This is a genomic window from Chromohalobacter canadensis (assembly GCF_029544075.1).
Classification (GTDB): Bacteria; Pseudomonadota; Gammaproteobacteria; order Pseudomonadales; family Halomonadaceae; genus Chromohalobacter; species Chromohalobacter canadensis_A.
In genome coordinates this window covers 250,395-266,431 of record NZ_JAJQJH010000002.1, presented here as the reverse complement: position 1 = coordinate 266,431, position 16,037 = coordinate 250,395, and the positions used below count along the sequence as shown (strand labels likewise).

15 protein-coding genes are annotated in these 16,037 nt (G+C 60.6%); 7 read left to right on the top strand and 8 right to left on the bottom strand.

Annotation, left to right across the window (positions count from 1 at the left end; translation table 11 throughout):
- Positions 1 to 16: 16 nt before the first annotated feature.
- Together hemW and rdgB are read right to left on the bottom strand one after the other, a co-directional pair.
- Positions 17 to 1,186 (bottom strand): radical SAM family heme chaperone HemW, encoded by a 1,170-nt coding sequence (gene hemW, locus LUN51_RS04865; RefSeq protein ID WP_277810361.1) that lies wholly within the window; start codon positions 1,184 to 1,186, stop codon positions 17 to 19.
- On the bottom strand, positions 1,183 to 1,788 hold the full coding sequence (gene rdgB / locus LUN51_RS04860) for an RdgB/HAM1 family non-canonical purine NTP pyrophosphatase (protein WP_277810540.1): 606 nt from the start codon (positions 1,786 to 1,788) through the stop codon (positions 1,183 to 1,185). Before rdgB ends, hemW begins: the two co-directional genes overlap by 4 nt.
- A 430-nt stretch (positions 1,789 to 2,218) precedes the next feature.
- On the opposite strand from rdgB, the gene LUN51_RS04855 reads away from it, so the two are divergent.
- The gene (locus LUN51_RS04855) at positions 2,219 to 2,902 is read left to right on the top strand and encodes a LuxR C-terminal-related transcriptional regulator (protein ID WP_075368550.1); all 684 of its coding nucleotides are present in this window, start codon (positions 2,219 to 2,221) and stop codon (positions 2,900 to 2,902) included.
- 171 nt (positions 2,903 to 3,073) lie between these two features.
- Here the strand turns inward: LUN51_RS04855 and LUN51_RS04850 are convergent, their stop codons facing one another.
- The 6 genes from LUN51_RS04850 to LUN51_RS04825 all read right to left on the bottom strand — a co-directional run bounded on the left by LUN51_RS04850 (position 3,074) and on the right by LUN51_RS04825 (position 9,767).
- Positions 3,074 to 4,639: an AAA family ATPase gene (locus LUN51_RS04850; protein ID WP_277810360.1), complete on the bottom strand. Its 1,566-nt coding sequence runs from the start codon at positions 4,637 to 4,639 to the stop codon at positions 3,074 to 3,076.
- Positions 4,640 to 4,689: 50 nt separating this feature from the next.
- On the bottom strand, positions 4,690 to 5,979 hold the full coding sequence (hemL, locus tag LUN51_RS04845; RefSeq protein ID WP_277810359.1) for a glutamate-1-semialdehyde 2,1-aminomutase: 1,290 nt from the start codon (positions 5,977 to 5,979) through the stop codon (positions 4,690 to 4,692).
- Between the two features lie 103 nt (positions 5,980 to 6,082).
- Positions 6,083 to 6,739 (bottom strand): thiamine phosphate synthase, encoded by a 657-nt coding sequence (gene thiE / locus LUN51_RS04840; RefSeq protein ID WP_277810358.1) that lies wholly within the window; start codon positions 6,737 to 6,739, stop codon positions 6,083 to 6,085.
- Positions 6,736 to 7,560, bottom strand: a complete 825-nt coding sequence (thiD, locus tag LUN51_RS04835; protein ID WP_277810357.1) for a bifunctional hydroxymethylpyrimidine kinase/phosphomethylpyrimidine kinase — start codon at positions 7,558 to 7,560, stop codon at positions 6,736 to 6,738. The genes thiE and thiD overlap by 4 nt, the downstream gene beginning before the upstream one ends.
- A complete protein-coding gene (locus tag LUN51_RS04830) occupies positions 7,560 to 7,991 on the bottom strand; it encodes a CopD family protein (RefSeq protein WP_277810356.1) in 432 nt (143 codons plus the stop codon). The genes thiD and LUN51_RS04830 overlap by 1 nt, the downstream gene beginning before the upstream one ends.
- 60 nt (positions 7,992 to 8,051) lie before the next feature.
- Positions 8,052 to 9,767 (bottom strand): chloride channel protein, encoded by a 1,716-nt coding sequence (locus LUN51_RS04825; RefSeq protein WP_277810355.1) that lies wholly within the window; start codon positions 9,765 to 9,767, stop codon positions 8,052 to 8,054.
- Positions 9,768 to 10,029: 262 nt separating this feature from the next.
- Between LUN51_RS04825 and erpA the strand changes: the two genes are divergently transcribed.
- From erpA to rsmG, 6 genes are all read left to right on the top strand, one after another.
- Positions 10,030 to 10,383 (top strand): iron-sulfur cluster insertion protein ErpA, encoded by a 354-nt coding sequence (erpA, locus tag LUN51_RS04820; protein ID WP_040240244.1) that lies wholly within the window; start codon positions 10,030 to 10,032, stop codon positions 10,381 to 10,383.
- Between the two features lie 140 nt (positions 10,384 to 10,523).
- Positions 10,524 to 11,288, top strand: a complete 765-nt coding sequence (locus tag LUN51_RS04815) for a transporter substrate-binding domain-containing protein (protein WP_277810354.1) — start codon at positions 10,524 to 10,526, stop codon at positions 11,286 to 11,288.
- 124 nt (positions 11,289 to 11,412) lie between these two features.
- Positions 11,413 to 12,084: an amino acid ABC transporter permease gene (locus LUN51_RS04810; RefSeq protein WP_040240248.1), complete on the top strand. Its 672-nt coding sequence runs from the start codon at positions 11,413 to 11,415 to the stop codon at positions 12,082 to 12,084.
- A gap of 10 nt (positions 12,085 to 12,094) precedes the next feature.
- Positions 12,095 to 12,865 carry an amino acid ABC transporter ATP-binding protein gene (locus LUN51_RS04805; protein WP_040240249.1) on the top strand — a complete coding sequence of 257 codons (771 nt, stop codon included), beginning with the start codon at positions 12,095 to 12,097 and terminating at the stop codon, positions 12,863 to 12,865.
- A gap of 605 nt (positions 12,866 to 13,470) precedes the next feature.
- On the top strand, positions 13,471 to 15,366 hold the full coding sequence (gene mnmG, locus LUN51_RS04800; protein WP_277810353.1) for a tRNA uridine-5-carboxymethylaminomethyl(34) synthesis enzyme MnmG: 1,896 nt from the start codon (positions 13,471 to 13,473) through the stop codon (positions 15,364 to 15,366).
- Positions 15,363 to 15,995 (top strand): 16S rRNA (guanine(527)-N(7))-methyltransferase RsmG, encoded by a 633-nt coding sequence (gene rsmG / locus LUN51_RS04795; RefSeq protein ID WP_277810352.1) that lies wholly within the window; start codon positions 15,363 to 15,365, stop codon positions 15,993 to 15,995. Before mnmG ends, rsmG begins: the two co-directional genes overlap by 4 nt.
- The last annotated feature ends 42 nt before the right edge of the window (positions 15,996 to 16,037 follow it).

Genomic DNA, 16,037 nt, shown 5'->3' with positions numbered 1-16,037 from the left:
GTTATCGAAGCATTTGTCACTGCTCATCACAAAGCGCGAGCAGGTCATTCAAGAATAACAGCCCGTGAGGCGATGCTTGTAGGCGCCGTGCCGGATCGCACAGCAATCCTTTAGCCTGAGCCTCTTCCAGTCGGGCGTCGAGCAGTGTATCAGGCAGGCCGCTCCGCTCGCGCCAATAATGTCGCGGAACGCCCTCGGTGAGACGCAGGGCGTTCATCAAAAACTCCAGCGGCAGATCCTGCGTCTCGAGAGCGCGACGCCCGGCGACGAAACCGCGCGGATCCTGTGCACGCCGCAAATAGGCTTCCGGCTGACGCACCTTCCAACGCCTTTCGATGGCCAGGCTGCCGTCGGGCTGCCAAGCACTCAACTTGCCGTGCGCCCCGGCCCCGATGCCGAGATAGTCGCCGAAGGTCCAGTAGTTGAGGTTGTGGCGCGCCTGGTGATCGGGACGTGTATAGGCGGAAATCTCGTAGCGGTAATAGCCCGCGGCCTCGAGCCGCGCGTGTCCAGCCTCCTGGATATCGCACAGGATGTCTTCATCGGGCAAGCGCGGGGGCTGTGAGTAGAACTCGGTATTGGGCTCGAGCGTGAGCTGATACCAGGAAATATGTTCAGGCGCCAATGCCAGCGCCCGATCGATATCTGCCAGGGCATCTTCCACGCCCTGCTCGGGAAGCCCGTGCATTAGATCGAGGTTGATGTTATCGAACCCCGCCGCGCGCGCGTTGCGCAATGCCTGGGCGGCTTCATCGCCGTCATGAATGCGCCCCAGGAGCTCGAGCTGGCGAGACTGGAAACTCTGCACCCCCAACGATAGGCGGTTGATGCCGGCCTCGCGATAGGCCGCAAAGCGGTCGTGTTCCACGGCTCCGGGATTGGCTTCCAGGGTGATCTCGATATCCGAGGCGAACGGTAAGCGTGCCTCTATCGCCTGTAAAAGACGACGATACGCCGCGCCGCTCAGCAGGCTGGGGGTACCGCCGCCGATGAAGATACTCACCAGCTCGCGATCACAGGCCAACGCCAACTCCGCATCCAGATCGTCGAGCAGGGCGTCGACATAGGCGCGTTCGGGAAGCGTTCGGTCATGCCCCACGCCATGCGAGTTGAAATCGCAATACGGGCATTTGCGCACGCACCAGGGCACGTGTACATAGAGTGACAAGGGAGGCAGAGTCGTCATGAGTCGGCGGACAATTGGGCGAGCAGCGCAGTCATGGCACGGCCCCGATGGCTGACCCGGTTCTTGTCCTCGGCGGGCAGCTCCGCAGCGCTCATGCCACGTTCCGGCACCCAGAAGAGTGAATCGTAGCCGAAGCCGCCCTCGCCCCGTGGGTGCGCCAGAATTTCCCCTTCCCAGGCGCACTGCACGATATGCGGCACCGGGTCCTCGGCATGGCGCAAGTACACCAGTACACACCAGAACCGCGCGGTGCGTTGCCCCTCCGGCACCGCGTCAAGCGCTTCCAGGAGTTTGCGATTGTTGGCGCCATCATCCTTGGGCTCGCCTGCGAAACGCGCCGAGTAAATCCCCGGGGCGCCATGCAAGGCGTCGACATCCAGCCCCGAATCGTCGGCAAGAGCAGGACATCCACTTACCCGCGAGGCTTCGCGGGCCTTGAGCAGGGCGTTCTCGACGAAGGTCAGGCCGGTTTCCTCGACCTCGACCACAGCGAAGTCGTGCTGGGGGCGCACCTCAAGGCCCAAGGGACCCAGCAAGTGTTGGAACTCGCGCAACTTGCCAGTATTGCCACTGGCTAGCACCAGGGTCTTTCGATCCGCCATCATGCTTCCTCCTTATCGCTCGGCCACTCATTCTACGGGCCGCACTACGGTCGGGGAACCACTCTGACCATTAATTAATATATGTTTAAAAACAATGCTTTAGTGGCTTAAATGACATTTCTCATACTTTTAAACCAAAATTTGACTAATATAAATTAGCGACATGCCTGAAATTTCTTTTCCTCCACCCACGCTGCGCTCATCGAGATACCTGCGAGCCTCGCCCAACCACCTGATGTGACTGTAAAATTAACAAAGGGTATAAAAACATGTAGATTATATTCCTTTAAGTTTTAAGGTGTTGGGGTTACTGTCTATTTACAAAGGACGTATCTCGGACAAGGCTTGAGGGCAATTCGGCATGAAACCGACCATGAGAAAGTCGGGAGATGCCACTGATAATGTCTCACACAACACCGGGATGAAACGCATGAGCATGGAAAACACAAGGGTCCTGATGGTCACCGACTGCAATCCGCAGTCGCAGCTGTTCATCGATTACATTCGCCAGCAACTCGATTGTCAGGTCTCGGCGCTGAGCACTCAGGAAAGCTTCGAGCCGCCCACGGATTGCAAGGTCGTGGTATTGCTGGATGCCGACCATGTCGACGAAAACTGCATGCATCTATGGAACAGCCGCGCCAGCGAAAGCCCGGAAATGATCCTCGCAGCCTTCAACCTACGTGACGATGAGCATGCGGCGGAGCTTCTGATCAGCCTGCATCTACAGGGCGTCTTCTATCGTCAGGACAACCTGCTGCTGATCTGCAAGGGTATCGCCAAGCTGCTCGAGGGCGATCTGTGGATGTCGCGCAACCTCATGACACGTCTGATCGACTTCTATCGCCGCCAACAGCTCAATGCGTATCGTCCGGTATGCGGGTTGACCCACCGCGAGCTGGAGATCATCGGCCTACTGGGCACCGGCGCTTCCAACACCGAAATCGCCGATCAACTCTTCGTCAGCGAGCATACCGTCAAGTCGCATCTCTACAATATCTTCCGCAAGATCAAGGTTCACAACCGCATTCAGGCCATGAACTGGGCGCGTCAGAATCTCGGTGCGCCGCCCATGGTCTCGCTGCGCAGTCCTCGCAAAGCGCGCACGTCATGACCCCGGCGGTACCAACAAAAAAAGCGCCGCTCCCAAAAGAGCGGCGCAATGTCACGAGATTCACGTTGCCTACACGCCATGCGGCAACGTGACGACCCTAACCACTCCTTTAGCATAAAAGGGACACATGACAGGCCCATGACGCAGCCGCGACATGACGATGACGGCGCCTCAATTGAGTTGGATACGCTCCTGAATCATCGACACCAGGGTACGATTGGCATCCGGTGCTGTGGTATCGAGATGGACCAGATGGCTCAATTCATCGTCGGCGAAGGGTTCGAAACGTGCCAGCTGGCGTTCAAGTACCTCGAGCCCCGCCTCGGAGGGGTCGCCACCACGCTGGGCACGTCTTTCGATGCGCGCGCGCAGGGTCGCGTGATCCGCTTCGAAACTCACCAGCAGTACCGGCAGCCCACGACGTTCGGCTTCGAAGCACAGTTGCGTGCGCTGAGCGCGCGTCAGGCAGGTGGCATCGACACAGGCCGGCAGCCCTGATTCCAGCAAAATACCCGCCAGTTCGGCGAGACGATCATAGGTACGTGCAGTGGCCTGAGACGTATAGATATCGGCACCATCGGCGGTACTGGCCTGGGCCTCGAAGCCATACAGCCGCTTGCGTTCGATATCGGAGCGCACCCGCACGCCGCCCAGCCGCTGCACCATATCGCCAGTAAAACGGCTCTTTCCGCTGCCCGAGACCCCTACGCCGACGATCAGATACGGGAAGCGAAACTCGCTGTAACGCTCTGCCAAAGCAATGTAGTGCTGGTATTCCGCATACACTTCCTGGCGTTCGTCCGCCGTCAATTGCGGTTGGTGGTAATGCAGCATCGCCACCTTGGCCCGCACCAGCGCCCGATAAAGCTTGTAATAGGCAAGCAGGCGCACCAGCTCATAATCGCCGGAGAGCTCCAGATAGCGATTGAGCACATGGTTGGCGAAGGCCTGTTCGCCGCGCGCCTCGAGATCCATCAACAAGAACGCCAGCTCGCAGCCGACATCGTTCCAGCGCAGTTCAGCGTTGAACTCCAGGCCGTCGAAGAGTAGCGCGCGGCCCTCGAAATGCACCGCATTGCCAAGATGAATGTCACCGTGGATCTCACGCACGTAACCTTCGCGCCAGCGTCGCTCGAATTCGTGTTCTAGGCGCGCGAAGCTGTCCAGGCTCCAGGTTTCGAGCCGCGAAAGCCGCTCGCGTGCCTGGGGATCGTCGAGCCGCGCCTCGATCAAACGGAACTCACGGTCCAGCGTGCGGCGTACGGTGTCCGGCGATCCCAGCGAGCTATCGCCACTGATGCGCGGCGCGTCTTCGTGGAACGCCACCAGTTGATCGACGAGGTCGTCGAGCAACTCCACCGAAAGCTCGCCACTCACCTGCAAGGTGCTGAACAAGTGACGGTTGCTGAACTGGCGCATCTTGACGGCATACTCGAACGGCGTGCCACTGCCATCCAGCCGCGGTGCCTCGGGCGTACCACTGATCGGCACCGTCTCCAGATACAACGCCGGAGCGAGCCGCCGATTGAGGCGCACTTCCTGCTCGCAGAGCCGGCGCCGCTTTTCGAGGGTGGAAAAGTCCAGAAAACTGCCAAAATCCAGCGGTTTCTTGATCTTGTAGGCATAGTCGCCAGTAAGGATGACCCAGGAAATATGGGTCTCGAACACCTCGATCTCGCCGACCGGGTGCCCAAACTCCTGGCCTTGGCGCAATGCCTCGATCAATACCTGGCTCACTGAGCGTTCTCCCGCATCCTGTCGTTGCATTGCATCGTTCACTCGCCGTATCAGGCCTGTCCCAGTGTTGCCAGTACCCGCTCAGCGGCGTCCAGCGTCGTCTGGATATCGGCCGCCGTATGTGCACTCGACATGAAACCCGCCTCGAACGGCGAAGGTGCCAGATACACGCCCTCCTCGAGCATACCCAAGAAGAAGCGCCGGAAGGTATCAGCATCGCAGGCAGTGGCCTGGGCGAAATTATCGACGCGCCGCTGGGCCGTGAAGAAGACGCCGAACATGCCGCCCGCACGCTGGGTGATCAGATCCACACCGGCCGCCTCTGCGCGGGCTTCCAAGCCATCGCACAGCGTCGCCACGCGTTCGCCGAGCGCATCGTGGAAGCCCGGTTCGCGAATCTTCTCGAGCAACGCGATCCCCGCCGCCATGGCCAGAGGATTGCCGGCCAGCGTACCCGCCTGATAGATCGGCCCTAAAGGTGAGACTTGCTCCATCAGCTCACGCGTACCACCGAAGGCACCAACCGGCATGCCACCGCCGACGATCTTGCCCAGGCATGTCAGATCGGGCGTCACGCCGAAATGCGCCTGCGCACCGCCCAGCGCCACGCGAAAGCCGGTCATCACCTCATCGAAGATCAGCACGCTGCCATGCTCATCGCAGATCTCGCGCAGGCCCTTGAGGAAATCGGACTGCGGCGGGATGCAATTCATGTTGCCCGCTACCGGCTCGACGATGATGCCGGCAATCTCGTCCCCTAGCTCGGTGAAACACGCACGTACCGCATCCAGATCGTTGTAGGGCAGCGTCACGGTATGTTCGGCCAGGGACGCCGGCACGCCAGGCGAACTCGGCTCGCCGTGAGTCAACGCGCCGGACCCGGCCTTGACCAGCAGCGAGTCGGAATGCCCGTGGTAGTTGCCCTCGAACTTGACGATCTTGTCGCGCCCGGTATGGCCACGTGCCAGGCGAATCGCCGACATGGTGGCCTCGGTGCCCGAGTTGACCATGCGCACCATGTCGATGGACGGCATGATCTCGCAGATCAGATCCGCCATGCGCGTTTCGATGGCGGTCGGGGTGCCGAAGGACAACCCGTCGTCGAGTCGCGCGCGTACCGCGCCCAGCACGTCGGGATCGGCGTGACCGGTGATCAACGGCCCCCAGGAGCCGACATAATCGATATAGCGCTGCCCTTCGACATCGTAGAGATAGGCGCCCTGGGCGCGCTCCACGAACACCGGCGCGCGTTCCATGCCCTTGAAGGCACGCACGGGTGAATTCACACCGCCGGGGATGTGACGGCAAGCCTGCTCGAAGAGTTGTGCGGACGTGGTCATGACTTCCTCTGGCTGTGTGTGGCTAAGATAACGTGTCGCTAAAGAAGCTGTGGATAACTCTCTGGACAGGTCGAACAACATGCCGCTCAAACCTGTGGATAATTCAGTGCCGCGCCGCCTCGCCGAGACTCGCCTGCAAGCCTCTGACGGCAACGGCGGGATCGTCGGCACCAAAGACGGCATGTACCGTGGCCAGCAACTCCGCACCGGCCTCGCGGGCTAGACGCATAGTGTGGACGTCGAGTCCCCCGATCGCCACACGCGGTAAGCCGAAACGCGCTGCGTCGCCGAGCAGCGACAAGGGCGCCGGTGGTGCCTCCGGCTTGGTGTGTGAGGCGAAGAAGCGGCCGAAGGCCAGGTAACTGGCCCCTTCGGCCGTCGCGCGCTCGGCCAAGTCGAGACGCGCATGACAGGTCGCGCCGATGATCGCCGAGGGCCCCAAGGCCTCGCGCGCGGCGTCCAGCGCGCCATCCTGCTGCCCCAGGTGCACCCCGATAGTAGTGCCGAAACGCGCGCCCAGCCGCACCGCCAAGGCGGTATCATCGTTGACGATCAGCGGGACCCCGGCATCGTGGCAATACCCAGCCAAGGTCGTGGCCTGGCGCCAGCGTTTATCGGCATCCGCCGACTTGTCACGATACTGCAGCAGCGCCGGACCCGCGCTCAAAACGCGCTCGCAAGCCGAGAACAAGCGTTCATCGTCCGGCAGCAGCGTCGCATCGGTAATGGCGTAAATGCCTCGCGTCCAATCCGCCGTCATGTTGCCTCGCTCTCGAAGGGCGGCAATCGCCACAGGCGATCGGGTAACGCCTGACCGTGCCCGGGACGTTGCGCATGCAGCAAGCTATCCCACGCCACTCGTTGGGCCTGGCTGCATGCTTCGATCAAGGATTCACCACACGCCAGACGCGCGGCCAGCGAAGCCGCCAGGGTACATCCCGACCCATGGTAATCACCCGCCAGCCGCGGCCAGCGCCATTGACGACTATTGTCGGGGGTATGCAGGGTGTGGACAACCTCATCACGCATGAATGTCTCTTCATCCCAGGCATCGGCACCGGTGACAAGAATCGCCTGCGCGCCCAGCGACATCAGCTCCACCACCCGATCCACCTCGCTGCCGAAAGCCCCGCTCAGACGCGCCAACTCCTGGCGATTGGGCGTTAAGATATCCACTAGCGAGAGCAGGCGTTCGCGGTAAATCGCCACGTTGTCATCGGGCGCCAGTGCGCTGCCGCCACCGGCGCGCATCACCGGGTCGACGATCAACGGTAAATGGGGATGCGCGCTCACCACAGCGATGACCGCCTCGAGGGACGCACGGTCGGCGATCAATCCCACTTTGATGGCACTAATCTCGATATCCGCGAACAAGGCCTCGCAAGCGCTTTCGATGCTCTCGCGCGAACACGGCATGACGCGCTTTACGTCACGCGTGGTTTGCACCGTCAGCGCGGTGGGCACGGTCAACGGCCAGCCACCGCAGGCACGGATGGCTTCGGCATCGGCGGTCAGCCCCGCCCCACCAGTGGGATCGTGTCCAGCAAGCACCAGCACCGCCGGCAATCTTGGCGTCGCCATCAAAACGGCTGAAACACGACGAGCAGGATGATGGCAAACAGCAGCAGGACGGGAATGCCATTGAAGACACGCAGGAATTTCAGACTCTTCTGGCAACGCCCCGCCGCGAACTGCTTGAGATAGGCCAGACACACATGATGGTAGCCGATCAAGAAGGCGACCAGCAGCAGCTTGACATGAAACGAGCCATTACTCATGACGCTCGGCACTAGATAGATCAGCAGCCCACCCAAAACGATCACCGCGATCATCGCCGGCAGCATGATGCCCTTGTAGAGGCGCCGTTCCATGAGCTGGAAGTAGCCCATCGCCTGTTCATCGCCATGATCGCGCGCCTGGGCATGATAGACGAACAATCGGGGGATAAAGAAAAGTGCCGCGAACCAGGTCATGACGGCAACTAGATGCAGCGATAAGATCCAATGATACATGGCGAGTCCTTAATGCTAGTTCTACGTTCTTTCAGAAAATGCCTCGGAGCCGTGCCGGAGTCATTTGTTACGGTAGTAGTTCTCGATGGCGTCGCGGGTGATGATACCCGAAATCTTGCGGATCAGCGGCGCCGTGGTGTGCTCGACATACAGCACATCGACCCCCTGTTTGTTGAGCTGTTCGAAGGCTTCGGAAAGCGTCGCCTGCAAGGCGATCGGCGCCATGTCGACCCGCTGGCCGGGAATCTCCAGTAGGTCGAAACGCGTCTCGCCCTGCCACTGCTCGTCGAGCATGAGCCGTGCCAGCCCGGCGGCCTTGAGTCCTACCGGTGGTTTGTCGTTCTCGCGCGAGACCACCAGCCAAGTGGGTTTGCCGGCCAGCAGTTCCTGAGCTTGGGCGCGCGTCAGTATGCGCGGCGCCCGGGCCACGCTGCGCTCCATGACGGCAGGCACCGCGACCCGTGACAAGGCTTGCATCAAGGGGCGCTGCAAGGGATGCAGGCCCTGGCTATCGAGCGTGGAGATGAAAAAACCTGAGCAGTGATACCCCTGTCGCGCCACCAGCACTGCAATGACCACCGCCAACATGCCTGGCAGCAGGATGCTCGAATTGTGGGTCAATTCCAAAAGCGCCATCAATGCCGCCAGGGGCGCCTGCAGGACGGCACCCATCATGGCGGCCATGCCCAGCAGCGAGAACACCACCGGTGACGAAGCTAGCTCCGGCATCAGCGTGGCCCACAACAGTCCGCACAACGTGCCCAGGGCCGCCCCCGACACCAGAATCGGCCCAATGATGCTCACCGGAACCCCGAAGGCGATGGCCAATGCCGTCAGCGCCAGCTTGCCGAGCGCCACGGCGATCAGCACATCCAGCGCCGGCTGACCGACGAGCATGCGCTCTAGCGAGTCATAGCCCATCCCCTGGACCTGAGGGTACCACCAGGCCAGTGCCGCCACCGCGACACCCACCGCCAGGAATCGACCCCACATGGGCAGGCGTGTCTGCCACACGGCAGGCCTGGCAAGACGCACGAAGCCACCGGCCACCAGCCCGATCAACAAGGCCGTAACAGCGATCCAAGGAAAGTCGAACAACGAAGCCAACTGCACGCTGGGCACCGAGAAGGCGGGCTGGGAACCGTAGACCAACTGCGAGACAACGGCACCGGTAGTCGAGGCTAGAATGACCGGCATGAAACCGGTAATGGTGTACTCCATCATCACCACTTCCATGGCGAAGATGACACCGGCAATTGGCGTATTGAACGACGCGGCGATGCCCGCCGCAGTGCCGCACCCCACCAATACGCGCAGGCTGTTGTGGGGCAACCGCATGGTTTGGCCGATCCAGCTCGATGCCGCCGCACCAAGGTGAATGGCGGGCCCCTCGCGCCCTGCTGAAAGACCGCCCAATAGGGCCACGAGCCCTACCCACCACTGGGTGATCCAGTTGCGTAGCGGCATCTTGCCCTGGTGATAAGTCAACCGTTCGATGACATGACCGATGCCGATCTTGCCGACGCTCGTCGGCATACGCCATAGCCACAGACCGATCAGCGCCACAGCGATCAACGGCAATACCACGCGAAGAGGGACTGCGAGTCGCTCGAAGGCCTCGGGGTCGCCATCGGGCATGAAAGCCAGCGCCCCAAACTCCAGTGCGCCGCGAAACACGACCATTAGACCACCGGTCAGAAGCCCCGAGAGGACCCCCAGCACACATAACTGCGGCAACGCATCGACACTTGCCAAGCGGCGACGAAAAGCGTCCATACTGGGCCGCTTGAGCGGTGGTCGAAACCGACGCGAAGGCACACCATATCTCCCCATGAACGGATAATTCTACCGAGGACATGGCGCGCGGCATGGCCACGCCCCGGCGTCGCCATGTCAACCTGACATAGCGTATTTTCTATCATACACCTTAGCGAAGGACGGTAGGCAGCACTCCAGAGCAATACAAAGTTGACCGTTTTGCTTGGTTTTCACGATAATGGTAAGCCATATGCCACACGATGGATTAAGGAGGTCACCCATGAGCGGGGCTGAATCGTTCGTCCCGGTGCCCATGTACTTGACCGATGCCGCAGCCCAGCGTCTGGGCGTATTGGTCGAGGAAGAGGGCAAGCCGGGTCTCAAACTGCGTGTCTACGTCACCGGTGGAGGCTGTTCGGGCTTCCAGTACGGTTTCGATTTCGCCGAAAACGTCGGCGATGAGGATACCGTCATCGAACATGGTGGCGCGTCGATGATCATTGACGCCCTCTCGTATCAATACCTGGTTGGCTCCACGGTAGATTTCGAGGAAGGCCTCGCCGGAGCGCGCTTCATCATCAAGAACCCCAACGCCACATCTACCTGCGGCTGCGGTGCCTCGTTCGCCGTCTGAGCGGTCATGCAGCGCCTCGGGCGTCCGCCACGCGGATGCCCCTTCTCTTCTTTCGCGTTCCCCCTGCCTCCACTTGACGCCCCCACCGGGACTCGTCAATGTAGAACCGGTCCCATCAACAACAGCAAACGGGGAACACCATGAAAAACTTGCCACTACGTCTTTCCGCCCTGGCTCTGGCACTGGGTGCCAGCGGTGCCGCTCTCGCCCAGGATACGCCCACGCTCGCCGTGGCTACCGACCCCAGCTTCGTGCCTTTCGAAATGATGGACGAAGATAGCGGCGAAATGGTCGGTTTCGACATCGACATCATCAACACCATCGCCGACCGAGCCGGCTTCGAAATCGATCTCAACACCATGGATTTCAACGGCATTATCCCCGCTGTGCAGACCGGCAACGTCGATATCGCCATCGCCGGCATCACGATTACCGACGAGCGCAGCGAGATTGTCGATTTCTCCGATCCGTACTACGACAGCGGTCTACGCATCCTGGTCCCCAGTAACAACGACGACGTCGAAGAACTCGACGACCTCGAAGGCATGCGTATCGGCACCAAGATCGGTTCCACCAGCTACGACTACCTTCAGGAAGAGCTTGGTGACGACGCCGAAATCACCCCGTATCCCGGCAGTTCCGACATGTACATGGCCCTCATGGGCGGCAGTGTCGATGCCGTCTTCTACGATGCGCCCAACGTTGGCTACTTCGCCGAGACCAAAGGCAAAGGTAAAGCCAAGGTGGTCGGGCCACTGTACGAAGGTCAGCAATACGGCATCGCCTTCGTCAAGGGCAGCGAATGGGTAGAGCCCGCCAACCAAGCGCTCAGCGAGATGCGTGAAGACGGCACCTACGACGATATCTATGAAAAGTGGTTCGGCAAGGCGCCTGACGCCGAATAAAGACGACGATCCTTCAGGGGCCGGGTGACCATGCACCCGGCCCCTTTTCATGGCTCATCATCCACCCTGAGCGTCGTCGCCTCAGCGCGCACGTACGCCGAGACACGACCCTGGAGATACCTTCGTGGACGTCACTTTCCAGTTCGACTGGCAGGCGGCCATCGCCTCCCTCCCGCATCTTCTCACTGGTATTCCCTGGACCTTGCTGATCTCCTTCGGTGGCCTCGCCATCGGCTTTCTGATCGGCATCGTCTTCGGCCTACTACGCATCAGTCCGCTGCGCTTACTACGCTGGCCGGCCGCTATCTACATTGAGATATTCCGCGGCACACCGGTGCTCGTGCAGGTACTGTTCATCTTCTATGGCTTGCCGCAACTCCTCGGTGGCCCGATCAACGCCATCGTTGCCGGTATCGCCGCCATCGCCCTCAATGCGGGTGCCTATATTTCGGAAATCGTGCGTGGCGGCGTGCAATCCATCGAAAAGGGTCAGCGCGAGGCCGGCCTTTCGTTGGGCCTGTCGCGGACCGATACCTTCCGCTACATCATCTGGCCCCAGGCGCTACGTCGCATGATCCCAGCGCTTGGCAATCAGGGCATCGTCAGCATCAAGGATACCTCGCTGTTCTCGGTCATCGGCGTGGGCGAGCTTGTGCGTCAGGGCCAGGTCTATATCGCGACCACCTTCACCGCGCTCGAGGTCTACTTGATGGTCGCCTTGCTCTATCTGGCGATCACCCTGAGTCTCTCTTTCGCCTTGCGCCTGCTCGAGCGCAAGGGCCTGGTCGGACAATGAGGCGCCTATCATGAATGACAGTCAGCAAGATTCCACCACTCCGATCGTCACGCTGGAGAAGGTCAACAAGTATTTCGGTAGCCTGCACGTGATGCAGGATATCGATCTCGAGATCGCCGCTGGCGAGGTGGTCGTCATCGTCGGTGCCAGCGGTTCCGGCAAGTCGACGCTCATTCGCTGCGTCAACGGCCTCGAGGAGTTTCAGTCAGGACGCATCGTCGTCGATGGCAACGAGCTCACACCTTACGGCAAGGGCGGAAAATCGTTGCAGACCATCCGCACCGAGGTCGGCATGGTTTTTCAACAATTCAATCTGTTTCCCCATTTGTCGGTGCATGCCAACGTGACCCTGGCCCCGGAGAAAGTACGTGGGCTCAATAACACCAAAGCCCGGGAAATCGCCGATCGACTGCTCGAACGCGTGGGTATCACCGATCAAGCCGACAAGTATCCCAGCCAGCTCTCCGGGGGCCAGCAGCAGCGAGTCGCCTTGGCCCGCGCATTGGCGATGGAACCCCGCCTGATGCTGTTCGACGAGCCCACCTCGGCTCTCGACCCGGAAATGATCGGCGAAGTACTCGACGCCATGCGGGAACTGGCCAATGAAGGCATGACGATGATGATCGTGACCCACGAGATGGGTTTTGCACGCGAGGTCGCCGACCGCGTCATCTTCGTGCACGGTGGCCGCATCGTCGAACAAGGCACGCCACAAGAAGTTTTCGATCGTCCCCAACATGAACGCACCCAAGCTTTCCTCTCCCGCGTTCTCAAGCACTAGCTTTTGTTCTCAAACACCAGGTAGCGCTCCCACCTCACGATCACGCGGTGACCTCCAAGGGTCGCCGCGCTTCATTTCTGTCTTCACAAGGCAATTTTTTGCCTGTGCATAACATTGATGTCACGAACCGCTCATTCTCGCTACCAGCCCCGTCATGCGGGGGTTAAGAGGCAAAACCGCCAAATGTTAACCACTATGGGCGGGGCCCTGGTATACGCCTGGGGACAAGTGGTGCACGATCTGGCGTGTGGATAAGCCCCCCTTCCATCCACAGGCCATCCCCCGCTCCCGCGCAGGCTATTTGCGCTTTTTCCTATCAGCGATGAACAGTGTAAAACCCTGATGAAACTTGTTTTTTTACACTTATCCCCAGATTTAGTCGATACCAGTAATAACAACAACAACAGAACTTCTTTTAAATTCTATATTGTTATTAATAAGAGACCCTATGACGGGCCAACCCACTGGCAATCCATGTGTGGAAAACCCTGACGGTTACTCACAAGGGGTTTATACTGTCCGGCTATTTACCAAGCTTCATCGCCTGACGATGAGGCTTGCCGACATGCACGACCGCAGCCATACGCTGCGATTCGAGGTGTAACGTGGATTATCCAGACCGCTTTGATGTCATCGTCATCGGCGGGGGCCATGCGGGAACCGAAGCCGCACTGGCTGCTGCTCGCATGGGCTGTCAGACGCTATTGCTGACGCATAACATCGAGACTCTTGGCCAGATGTCCTGCAATCCCGCCATCGGCGGGATCGGCAAGAGCCACCTGGTCAAGGAAATCGATGCCTTAGGCGGCGCCATGGCGCATGCCACCGATCTCGGCGGCATTCAGTTCCGTGTACTCAATGCCCGCAAGGGGCCCGCCGTGCGTGCCACTCGGGCCCAAGCCGATCGCGTCCGTTACAAAGCCGCGATCCGCAGCCAACTGGAAAACCAGTCTCATTTGACGCTCTTCCAACAGGCTGCCGACGACCTGATCGTCGACGGCAACACGGTGCGCGGCGTCGTCACACAGACGGGTATCCGGGTCTATGGCGAGAGCGTGGTGCTGTGCACCGGGACCTTCCTCGGCGGCGTTATCCACATCGGGTTGGACAATCACTCCGGCGGGCGTGCCGGGGATCCGTCCTCCAATGCCTTGGCGCAACGCCTGCGTGCCCTGCCGTTCAACGTCGATCGGCTCAAGACCGGTACGCCGCCGCGACTGGATGCCAAAAGCGTGGATTTCTCGGTACTCGAGACCCAACCTGGCGATACGCCGACCCCGGTGATGTCATATCTCGGCAACCGCGAGCAGCATCCACGTCAGATGAACTGTCACATTGCGCATACCAACACCCGTACCCACGAGATCATTCACGCCAATCTCGAACGCTCTCCGATGTATTCTGGTGTCATCGGGGGTGTCGGGCCGCGCTACTGCCCGTCCATCGAAGACAAGGTGAATCGCTTCGCGGACAAGTCGAGTCACCAAATCTTCGTTGAGCCCGAAGGCCTCGATACTCACGAGCTCTATCCCAACGGGATTTCAACCTCGCTGCCCTTCGACGTGCAGTTCCAGGTGGTACGTTCGATCAAAGGCTTCGAGAACGCGCACATCACGCGTCCCGGTTATGCCATCGAGTATGATTTCTTCGATCCGCGCGATCTGCGTCACTCGCTGGAAACAAAATTTATCCACAACCTGTTCTTCGCCGGTCAGATCAACGGCACTACCGGCTACGAGGAAGCTGCCGCCCAGGGCTTGCTGGCCGGGCTCAACGCTGCACGGCGTGCCCAGGGCCAGGATGCCTGGGCGCCGCGTCGCGACGAGGCCTATCTCGGGGTGCTGGTCGATGATCTGATCACCATGGGTACCCAGGAGCCGTACCGCATGTTCACGTCGCGGGCCGAGCATCGCCTGCTGCTGCGCGAGGACAACGCTGACTTGCGTCTCACCGAGATTGGTCGGGAACTCGGGCTCGTCGATGACGAGCGCTGGCAGTGTTTTTCCACCAAGCGCGAAGCCATCGCCCGCGAATCCGAACGCCTGCGGGATACCTGGGTACAGCCCCAGAGTGAGCTGGCCCAGCGCCTTTCAAGCAAGCTCGACAAGCCCTTGGCCCGCGAATATCGTCTTGCGGATCTACTCAAGCGGCCCGAACTGACGCATGCCGACCTCGACGACGAGGCGCCTGCGCTCGATCCCAGCGTCGCCGACCAGGTTCAGATCCAGGCTAAGTACCAGGGATACATCGCACGCCAGCAAGACGAGATCGAGCGTCTGCGCCGCCATGAGACACTGCGTCTGCCCGAGGATCTGGACTACGCACGCATCGACGGCCTGTCCCACGAGATCCGTCAGAAGCTCGAGGCCGCGCGTCCTGAGACGCTGGCGCAGGCAGGACGCATCTCCGGGGTCACCCCGGCGGCCGTATCGCTGCTGCTGGTGCATCTCAAGAAGCGTCGCCTGATCGATGAGCAGTCTATCCAGGCGGCCAACGCATGACCCCAGCTTGTGAAACGCGTCTCGATACCGGCCTCGCAGCGCTCGGCGTCGAAGTCGATGCCACTGCCCGTGAGCGTCTACTGGCGTTGCTCGCGTTGTTGCACAAGTGGAACCGCGCCTATAACCTCACCGCGGTACGCGATCCTGAGCAGATGGTCACCCGCCATCTGCTCGATAGCGCCAGCATCGCGGCCGCCGTGCGCGGTCCGACGTTGCTCGATGTCGGCGCGGGCGCCGGGTTGCCTGGCCTGGTATTGGCGATACTCGATCCTTGCCTGGCGGTAACCATGCTCGACGGCAATGGCAAAAAAGTACGCTTTCAGCGCCAGGCCGTTCTAGAGTTGGGGCTGGATAACGTCACGCCGGTGCAAGCGCGGGTGGAAACCTTCGAGCACGAGCACGGCGGTTTCGACCAGATCGTATCGCGGGCCTTCGCTCAGTTGGCGACCTTCGTCGAGCTCACGCGCCCGCTGTTGGCCGAAGGAGGCGAGTGGCTGGCGATGAAGGGACGCGACGCCGCGTCCGAGCTCGCCGAGTTGCCGCCGGACGTGGCACTGGTCGAGCGCCGTGACCTGGAGATACCCGGCGATGAGGCGCAACGTGTGCTCGTGCGCTTGCGATGTAGTTGAATGCCACCAGCGCTGCCGTTTTCGGGCGTTGTCGATAATGGG